This window comes from Nostoc sp. KVJ20 (assembly GCF_001712795.1).
Lineage (GTDB): Bacteria > Cyanobacteriota > Cyanobacteriia > Cyanobacteriales > Nostocaceae > Nostoc.
The window spans coordinates 20,766-29,720 of sequence record NZ_KV757649.1 but is presented as its reverse complement, the minus strand read 5'-3'; the positions used below and the strand labels follow the sequence as shown (position 1 = coordinate 29,720).

General features: G+C 44.4%; 11 protein-coding genes and 1 pseudogene. 1 reads left to right on the top strand and 11 read right to left on the bottom strand.

Annotated features, from left to right (window positions below; all coding sequences use genetic code 11):
- From A4S05_RS22530 to A4S05_RS44295, 6 genes are all read right to left on the bottom strand, one after another.
- A partial coding sequence (locus tag A4S05_RS22530) for a hypothetical protein (protein ID WP_069072024.1) occupies positions 1–836 on the bottom strand: 836 nt, incomplete at its 3' end.
- 38 nt (positions 837–874) lie between these two features.
- Positions 875–2,200, bottom strand: a complete 1,326-nt coding sequence (locus tag A4S05_RS22525; protein WP_069072023.1) for a Dyp-type peroxidase — start codon at positions 2,198–2,200, stop codon at positions 875–877.
- Between the two features lie 19 nt (positions 2,201–2,219).
- A complete protein-coding gene (locus A4S05_RS22520) occupies positions 2,220–2,771 on the bottom strand; it encodes a hypothetical protein (protein ID WP_069072022.1) in 552 nt (183 codons plus the stop codon).
- 39 nt (positions 2,772–2,810) lie between these two features.
- Entirely contained in the window at positions 2,811–3,074 is a 264-nt protein-coding gene (locus A4S05_RS44300) for an IS1 family transposase (protein WP_218107971.1), read from the bottom strand.
- Positions 3,037–3,234 (bottom strand): hypothetical protein, encoded by a 198-nt coding sequence (locus A4S05_RS42680; protein ID WP_069072021.1) that lies wholly within the window; start codon positions 3,232–3,234, stop codon positions 3,037–3,039. Before A4S05_RS42680 ends, A4S05_RS44300 begins: the two co-directional genes overlap by 38 nt.
- Entirely contained in the window at positions 3,235–3,384 is a 150-nt protein-coding gene (locus tag A4S05_RS44295; protein WP_370684479.1) for an IS1-like element transposase, read from the bottom strand.
- Positions 3,385–3,777: 393 nt separating this feature from the next.
- Here A4S05_RS44295 and A4S05_RS43515 point away from each other — a divergent pair.
- A pseudogene (locus A4S05_RS43515) lies at positions 3,778–4,004 on the top strand (IS4 family transposase); the annotation flags it as partial.
- 384 nt (positions 4,005–4,388) lie between these two features.
- Here A4S05_RS43515 and A4S05_RS43510 read toward each other — a convergent pair.
- From A4S05_RS43510 to A4S05_RS39275, 5 genes are all read right to left on the bottom strand, one after another.
- Positions 4,389–4,568, bottom strand: coding sequence for an HAD hydrolase-like protein (locus tag A4S05_RS43510; RefSeq protein WP_256091094.1), 180 nt, complete (start codon positions 4,566–4,568; stop codon positions 4,389–4,391).
- A complete protein-coding gene (locus A4S05_RS43505) occupies positions 4,544–4,828 on the bottom strand; it encodes an HAD-IIIA family hydrolase (protein ID WP_256091093.1) in 285 nt (94 codons plus the stop codon). Before A4S05_RS43505 ends, A4S05_RS43510 begins: the two co-directional genes overlap by 25 nt.
- 318 nt (positions 4,829–5,146) lie before the next feature.
- Complete coding sequence (locus A4S05_RS22495; protein ID WP_069072019.1) at positions 5,147–6,409, bottom strand: AIPR family protein; 1,263 nt, start codon at positions 6,407–6,409, stop codon at positions 5,147–5,149.
- Between the two features lie 391 nt (positions 6,410–6,800).
- Positions 6,801–8,159, bottom strand: coding sequence for a hypothetical protein (locus A4S05_RS22490; RefSeq protein ID WP_069072018.1), 1,359 nt, complete (start codon positions 8,157–8,159; stop codon positions 6,801–6,803).
- A gap of 372 nt (positions 8,160–8,531) precedes the next feature.
- A complete protein-coding gene (locus A4S05_RS39275; RefSeq protein WP_084227220.1) occupies positions 8,532–8,783 on the bottom strand; it encodes a hypothetical protein in 252 nt (83 codons plus the stop codon).
- Between the last annotated feature and the right edge of the window lie 172 nt (positions 8,784–8,955).

Sequence of the window (8,955 nt, the reverse complement as noted above, 5' to 3'; positions counted from 1 at the left end):
TCGATCGGCTGCGTCGCCAGAATATGAATGGACTTCGTGTCCTCTGTCGTCAGCGCATAGTGGGGCAGATGCAGATGGAAGTTGAACGTGGTCACTCCATTCAGCAAACCCAGTTTGTCGAGATCCTTGTGGACGGTCAGGGGTGCGATCTGGTTGCTTCCTTGTACGACGGCAGGCCGGAGTCCAAACTGATTAAGTACGGGCACTTCGAGTTCTTTCATCAGCGATCGCGTGTACTGACCGAAGCGCTGCTGGCGCGGCACGAGTTCGTCGCCGTGATGCTTGTACTCCATCTGGCGCTGCTGCATGTCACTCGTGAAGCCCACGTCATGGTGCGGCGCAAGGAGCAGGCACGTGCCTTCCCGGTTAAGCCACTCCCGGATCGCGTCGATTTCTCCCTTCTCGGCCTCTTGCTCGGATACGAGGTGATCCAGACCGAACACCATCAATGTATCCGTGTCTGCCAGAATTCTTTCATCAATCAGGAGTTTGTAACCTGCCTGGTCAATGCGTTGGTAAACGGCGACCGGCTGCCCAGTAATCTCGCCCACGATTTGCTGAAAATCGATGGTTGATCGGTGGAATAGCTCCAGAGTACCAGCGATGCCCTGCAAGAAATTCATCTTATCCCACTCAGATCCCTCAAAGTTCGGCCAGCCGACCCGACGGACTTCGGTCATCGTCGAAAACCGATTATCCAATTCGGTCAGATCTCGGTTGGCTTCCCAAGGATAACTCCACGTCCAGTAAATGCTGAACCGACGTTTGTTCGGCGTGTACGGTCGCGGCACATGGTTCTGGTTGTACGTTCGCCCAACTCGATTGAGCTTGCTCATTTTCACCACCATTCCTTTTATTTGATCGGATTCTAGAGTTACCTGCCACTGCTCAGTGACGCCAGGTACCGAAGCGCCTTCAGTCCGGGCAGAAAGAAGTAAGCCCCGCCCCGAACCGTGGTGAATGCCGGAATGCCCTTGATGGTTTTCCGGATTGGCCGCTTCGGGATCTTGAAGTCAAGGGTGCCGTCTTGCGTGCCGATAATCGGATCGCGCTCGTTGCCGAGTTCGTGGAAGTTCTTGTCATTCACCCACACGTTCTGCGCGAACTCGAACTGACGAATCAGACTCGCGCAGATCACGAAGGCAGCAATGCCACGCTCTATCCCGTCTTCCGGCGCATCTTCCGGGAGTGGTGGCCCGTAGGTTGCCCCACGACGGATCATCCGCCGCCGATTCATGTTCGCCCCTGTATCACGAGGATTCAGGCGACGGATATGGGAGCCGAGGGGTACGGCATAGCCATGCGGGTCCATAGTCGCATAGTTGAAGTCGTTGTTGCGCTGCATATCCACGGCGAGTGCTGGATCGTCCTTGTCCGGTGACAGCACCAGCGGTGCGCCGCTGCGCCAACGACCCATCAATTTCGCCGCCACAAGTTCCTGCTCTTCCGGCGTCTGACCGTGCTGGCGCAGGAAGTCACGAAACTCGATGATATGCTCCTGTAGGCGTCGATAGGCCATGTAGCTACCGTTCCGGGAGAGGATCTCAGGTTGCGGCAGATTGGCAGGGGGACCATATTCGTCTGGGTAGCCCAGGATGAACTCGCCCGCCTTCAGCGGCGCACCGGAACCAGGCGTCGGCTCTTCGCCCGATCCTTCGATGACTGGCTGCGAGAGCCGATCGCGGTAGCCGAAGTGATCGTGTGCATAGTTGAAAGGCGGCGTTGCCTCCAGATCCAATGCCGAGAGCACTTCCACGCCCTCGCACTGCTCGACAAGTCGCTGGTGCTCCGCCTTGCAGCGATCGCGCTCTGCGTTATCGCGGGCAAAGAGAATCGCAATTGCATGGAGATCCGGGCTAGCCAGACCTCCCACCCAATTGTCAGGATGATTCGCGCCGATGTCGCCGAGGATCTCCGCACGGGCCACCATACCCTGCTTGAACTCCTCAGGAAACGTATCCAGCGATGCCTCATCCATACCCAGCGCCCGCAGGCCGTTCCAGGTGAAGGCCACGCTCACCCATCGGTTGTCCTGTTCGACCGAAGCACGAACCTCCGCAGACGACTGTACCTTTTCAAGAATGGCAGCTAGCCATGCTCGTCCACCAGCAGGGTTCCGGAACGATAGAAATTCATACCGTCCGGTGAGCGCAGGCACACGAGTCAACAGAATGTGCTGAATGTCGTCAAACTCAAGCATATCAAGTCCTCCTGATGGATTACTGCATCTGGTCAAGCATGTCGGAGAACGCCGCCTTGAGTTTGAGGGCTTTCTTGATTTCATCGGAACTTACGTAGGGATACTCTCCGTATTCGAGGAAGCTTGGACACTGGTGCTCGCGGACGAATTGGATGAACGCCGGTGTGTTCGTCTTCCAGTCCTCGGGAAATCCCTCAAGATTCTCGAAAACAGTATTGATACCGTACTGTGAAAAGAGCGCAACGGCATCCTCAGTGTATTTGTCGAAGTCTGTGTCAAAAATGCCCTGGTACATGAAGTATGTGTCCTCGGCGATGTCAAACAGCACCCAGCGCAGGTAATGCAGCTTGAGCACAGCCAGACCGTCCGGCAAATCGGCGATGGTCTTCTCGAGCGTCTTCCCATATTCGCGGATGGTCTCCTCCGTACCAGGTTTGATTTTCGCGATAATCGTGAAGCCGTAGCACGCGGGAGTTTTGGGAAAAATCGGGCCGTATCTTCCCTGCTCCTGTTTGAAGACTCCCTCCTTCGGGATCGCTATGGCGGCGGGTTTCGTCCAATCGTTCTGCATATCAATCTTCCTTTATTAGGTGGTGTTATTAAACTGTTGTTAGACGTTTAAGCCAAACTCGTAGCGATTGATAAAGAGCCCAATAACCAAGTCATGCATTTCCTCAGTCTTAGAAAGGTAAATTGTCTTTCTAGCCAGTCGCTTAAGCCGAGTTCTTAAATTTAGATGTTTATGTTCAATTATTTGAGTCTTTCTCTTGCAAATCTCATGTTTTTCTGGAGGTAAATGCCATTCATCAACTCCCCAACCATCTGTACAGTATTTCTTAACACCAAATGGCTCTAATAAATTTTTTAGCTTCAGAAATACTTAGTCTTGCGCGCTGTCCAAATGCGTAAGCTAAAACTTTTACTGTCAGACGCTCGATAGCACCTACGTAACTCCACATTTCATCTAGTTCAGACTCTTCAATCCCTTCCAAGGCTTCTTCTTCCACTTCCACCAGCTTGATTTCTACCTCCACTTATTCGGATTGAATGGTTGGCAACAATTTTTGATTCACCGATCCAATTTGGGAAATTTTTTTTAATTCTCTGATTACTATTGCCGGGCTAATATGCAACACTCGCGCAATATCGCGAACTCCACTGCCATTGAGTTTCATCTCTATAATTTGATGCTTAACTTGTCTAGTCCGTCTAGGCTGTCTTGTATTGATAAAAAATATCCGGCGCAGGCACTCCCGATTCTGGCACAGGTAACGTTGCTTACCCTCTGGAAGATTTACCGTGTTTAATAATATCTGATGAGCGACAATCAGGACATAGCACAGGAAGCAAGACGGTTATAGGACGGACTTAAATCACTTATTTAACTTAACCCCAGCTTCTATTATTACAGTATTCCAACAGTTTGATAACATTACCAACGGATCTATACTTTTCGGTAGATACAAATCACCTTGAGGGGAGACACAAGACCCCGGAATATTTACAGGCTAAAGAATGTGGCAAATTATGGTAAAACAAAAAGAGCCTTTATTTGCAATAAGTTCTAATTAATGACAATATTACCGGAATTCTACGAAATACACCTGAAGCGGAAACTAGGACGTGCCCAATATTTATTCATAAAAATTCTGATTAATTTACTATAGTCTATTAAAACTGTTAGCCTTGAAGCGTTGGCTACTGGTTTACATATACCAATATTTTTGAAAGTAGAAGAAAGGAAATTCAACGATTTTTATCTTTAAATTATATAAATGTTGAAGAGATATGGTTTCCAATTATTACAGGGCGTCCGCATCATGTCAATAAGCAAAGTCTATTCTCAATAGAGTCAAAATTAATGTCATTAACTCTTGCTTATTGCGAAAATTTTAGGCGTAGGCAAAGCCCGCCGCAGGCATCGCTTTGGGGCTTAAAAAATAATCAAGCGCGAAAGGAAAGATTTTTTCGTTGGTTTTTAACCTTCGTTGTAATCAAGAGTAATTTAGATGCGTTTGCCCTGGTGCTACTTCTAAGCTCAATCCTCTTTGAGTGCAAGCTTTATACCCTCAATGACGTTAATTTGGCATAGCGACAAATAAAAAGTCACTGTACAATTTTAATTTTTCTAGGTTTATTTTTCTAGGTTTACTGTTCCAGCAATTTCTATAACTTCATGCCAGAAATCCTAAAAATTAGATACTGAATGCTTACATATCACCTGGGCTGCTATTGAAAGGTTAACCAAAATATAGTCAGCAATTCCTAAACGAGACATTTGGGGCTGAGACTGATTACCCTGATCTATCAAAATCGTTTTACACCCTGCACTATGTCCAGCTTCTACATCACTGAGCTTATCGCCAATAAACCAAGTCCCATCAAGGCAGATTCTGGAAAATAATCCCGTGCTACTCCCGACTGGTTAGTAATCACAATTAATTTATATCCAGCTTTGCTAAGTATTTGTAATCCTTCAATAGCACCAATTTTCATTTCGATTAATTGCGGATCAACATTATTTGGTACATTTTCAATTAAAGTACCATCTTTATCTAGAAATATCGTCGGTATTTGAGATTGCGAATTTAATTTATTAGTTCGATGCAAAATTTTCTGATTTTCCAAGAAGTATATTTCCCCATCTTAAAATCTTAAATCTAATACCACTTGCAAAAGTTTTTGCAACCAAATAATTGGCTGTGCGAGAGTACATCTGTACATTACAGTTTTCTGGCTGCCACTTGGACTCTTTACATCCCTGCTTATTATGACTGGTAGTGTAACGATGCCTTGCCCTACTCTAAGAGCGATCGCCCACAGCCGAATGTCCAGTACTTCACCAAAGTTTATGCCCGTAACCTGAGTGTTCGCTTACCACCTGTCAAGCTTTCAGAGCAAAAGTGAGTTTGGGGAACTGGTGTCAGAGATGGAGTTGAGATACAGTTAATTTCCAGTAGTCGCGTTGAGTTCACCCCTTTTCCCTTTTCCCCTCTTGCTACTACCTTGTGTCACCTTAGATTCTGACTCTGCCTTACTGGAGTTAACCATTTTCACCAAGTGCTGATTTAGATAACTCTGCGCCGAAATGTACAAACTTTCCCAAATCTCTTGATTGCGGCTAATTTTTGTACCGACTGTATTACCTGCTGTTTTCTCTGACACCAAGTATTTACGGAAATAGTTATTCCACAAGTGTTGTAAAAAGTCTTCGGCAAATTCGTTAAACGGCAGAATCCATTTATAGTCTTTGTCCAAAAATACCCGATAGGACGCAATTATTGGTAATGCCAGGTCAGTTGGCGCACCAAACCCAAAAGAATACTTGCTGTCAGGCAACAACGTGGTTTTACGTATATCAATTGAGGCTAAATCGTTGTTACCTTTTCTTCTAGGGTTGCTGATATGTTCTTGGATTATTTCGTACAGTCTTTGCTCTATCCACAAAGCATGAGTCAAGAGAGGCAGTAAAGCGGTTAATCTTTCTCTTTCTGCGTCTGTGATGTTACTTGGAAGACTCATCCCTGCTGGGTGTTTGGTTCGTTTATTGCCGTCTGGGTTGTATTTATTTCTGTCGAGGCAGTAAAGCAGCTTGAGTAAATGGGTAACATTGCACTGGGCATTTCTGGGAGCGCCGCTTTGGTTTTGATAATAAGCGATGCGGAATTTTCTATCTTCCTTCTGTTCTAACTGGGCTAAATACTGCTTAATGAATTTGTAATCACCCCTAGCGTTGACTTTGGAGCGAGAATCTACTGGCGTTGTGGTGTTGGAGGCCAGGGCTATATCCTTAGCCTCGTCTTCCGAGAGTCCGATGTGGATGGTAACTTTTACTCTGGCTTGACTTAAATTGTAGTTATAATTTTTCGCTTGCTCAAACCCTAATACTGTGTGACCACCATTGATAATCCCATCACTACCTCCCTCGTTAGCTTCTAAAATCTCCAGTTCTAGTTCAGTTTTGTTCTTGACAGGTTTAGCAATATTAGCTGACAGAACGATTCCACTGTGGCGAGAGAAGAATTTTTCGGGTTCGGTTGTCAGTGAGTCGAAAACTTGTCTGTAGGTCGCACTTTTGCGGTTTGGTTCCCTGATGTTCGGTTCTAGGGGTAGGTCTGTGGGGAATGAGTCTACATGAGCGGTGGCGATGATGCAATTGGGATTGGCTTGAAAATAGTTATCTATCTTGATGTTCCAAGTCTTGGGCATAGTTGATTTGCAATGTCAGGGGAATTTCTATGTTAACTAAAACCCTTGCCCTGTCATTGGCTGGTGGCAGTGTAGTGTAAATTAACCCTCAAACTTACAGCCAAACGCTTGCGCTGTCCACTAGACAAGGCGGTAGTAGAGAGTACCCCCATCATTGACTTGTGTAAAGATAAGTAAATACAGATAATGTATCAAGTAGAGGATGAATTAGACGCAAGCCTTATGCTGTGATTGATGGAGTTCAAACAAAAGGAGCAAAAGGAGAAAAGGGAAATTACAGTACACAACGTGTAAAATTTAGCTCTCATTTTTCTGCTTAACTGTTTGTTACATACTTATAAATTTTTTCTCCGACTTACTTACCTGCATTTGAGATGCACTTAATATTAAACTAAGCTTTTTGAAAACCTTTCGCTGGTTGTTTTTGTCCTTTACCTTTGGGTTTAGATTTATTCACTTCTGTAAGTGCTTCTTGAAATAAATTATGTAGATGTAAAGGAACACTAGCAATTTCTGGTAATTCTGGCTCGATAGGTTTACCATACTCTTGCAAAATTTTATCTAAATTATTGCTCAGGCTAAACTCAGGACGTTGCAAGAAATCTTGCAAGAATTTTTCTAATTGAGTGGGATATTTTTGTGCTAACCGATACCAGATATAAGCATTAATATTTTTATTTTCCAAGTAGTGACGAATTAGTTTTGCTGCACCTTCAATACTTTGCCAATCATCAGCTAATAATCTAGTTGTGAATTTAGTATATGTTGGTAAAAACATCAATCCCCAACGTGGGTGACAAATGGCTGTGACTTGTTCTGCTTTCTTGAGTTCAGCAGGTAAATCTACTTTCGGCACAACCATTTTTTGCTTACTGTTTTTCCCATCCAATATTTGAGAAGCAGCGTTAGTATCAATCCCAAATTCTTTAGCAGCGGCGATAATTTCTTCTGCGCCAATACCAGCTTTTGCTACTATTTCATTCAAAGATTTAGAACTATAAAGTCCCACCGCTTTGAGATATTTATCGGTGATAATTTCTTGAAATTCAGTTATCTTTTTATTAAGTTGGTATCCTGGTAATGTAACTTCATCACTCCCAAAAAACTCAACAAACTGCTGATGATATTGCTCTATTGACTGCCATGCTTGTTCTAGCAAGTCGGGAGCATCACTGTAAAGATGACTTTTATAATTATCTTTAAAATTTCCAATGGCGACGGCGAGTTTTGGCTTACCGAGTTTACCCATAAATGTGTGAGAGCCAGAAAATATCCACTCATTATCAGTAAGAGGATAAATGCGTGTTAGTAAAATCTCTCCTGGCTTGAAACGAGATATGGCTGGTTGTTTTTCAGGGCTGTTAGACTTGACAATGTAATTTTTAGCTGTCAGAACTATGTAATGTTTAGCTGTCAGCCAGTTCATGAGTTCTAAGCCATCAGGTAAAATCTGGGTGATAGTAAATAAACCAATAAAACTACGATGCCAGCTATTCAGTAGATTGCGATCGCTCTCTGACAAATCTGCATGACTGGCGATAAATAACTCTATAGGTGAACGATCGCCAATTTTCCCTTCTGTAATAAACCTGTCAATGATTACTTGTTGTTGGGTGCGATCGCGATTACCGCTAGGCATCTGTGCAGCTGCATAAATGTCGAGTGCTTGTGCTAGTTCGCCGTCAGCATCTAGGACAAAATCAACCAAGGCTTGTTTAAGTGTGTGCGATCTTTCTACTATGGCATCCACAAGCGAATCTTTATACTCAACAATTGTATGTAGCCTATAGCGTTTTTGAGGATTATCGCATCTAGCAATAGCTAGATTATTTTAGCCATAGCGTTTTCTATTCTTGTCAGTCCAGGTTTAATATCAATGACGTTGATGAGTATGGGACTGTACAACAAGCCAGCAGGCGCATTTCTGCTTTCAATATTCTATTAAATTGCCTCTGACGGGATCATTTTTACTATTATTTCACGCTGTAATCCAGTCAGCCACAGAATGCGCTCAACAGTTATGTAGTTTCGCCTAATGTGAATTTATTAGAGTTACTTTTTACCAGTTTGAGTTAGCTTGGGCGAATGAGCGCACTGCTTCATCCACCCTTGAGACAAAAAATCATCCGGCTATGTCTTTACCACTCTTGTAAGTCATAGCTCTGGGTTTCCTCTTGCCTATAGGAACTACTTTCGATTTCTTGGGTGCTTGTGGCGGACGGCATTGCTCACAGTAGAGTGGTCGCACACCAAAAGTTTCTCTTTGTGTGGGTTGTTCGCACTGCTTACACACAAAGTTAAAAACGCGGGTATGAATTTCCCGCTTATGCGCTCTAACGGTGTACTCTCGGACTTCAATTGTTTTGCTGGGCATCGGTTCTGTAATCGGTGTTCTATTTGGGGCAGATATAGCGTAGCTAACACCAGGGGTAAAATAGCTTCAAATGCTTATTGTGTTGGACGTTTTTACGTGCTTATGCTTCTAATTCAATGTCACTTATCCTTTAAGTGACATTGAATTACTCAGTTATGCTTTCAGACCTGAC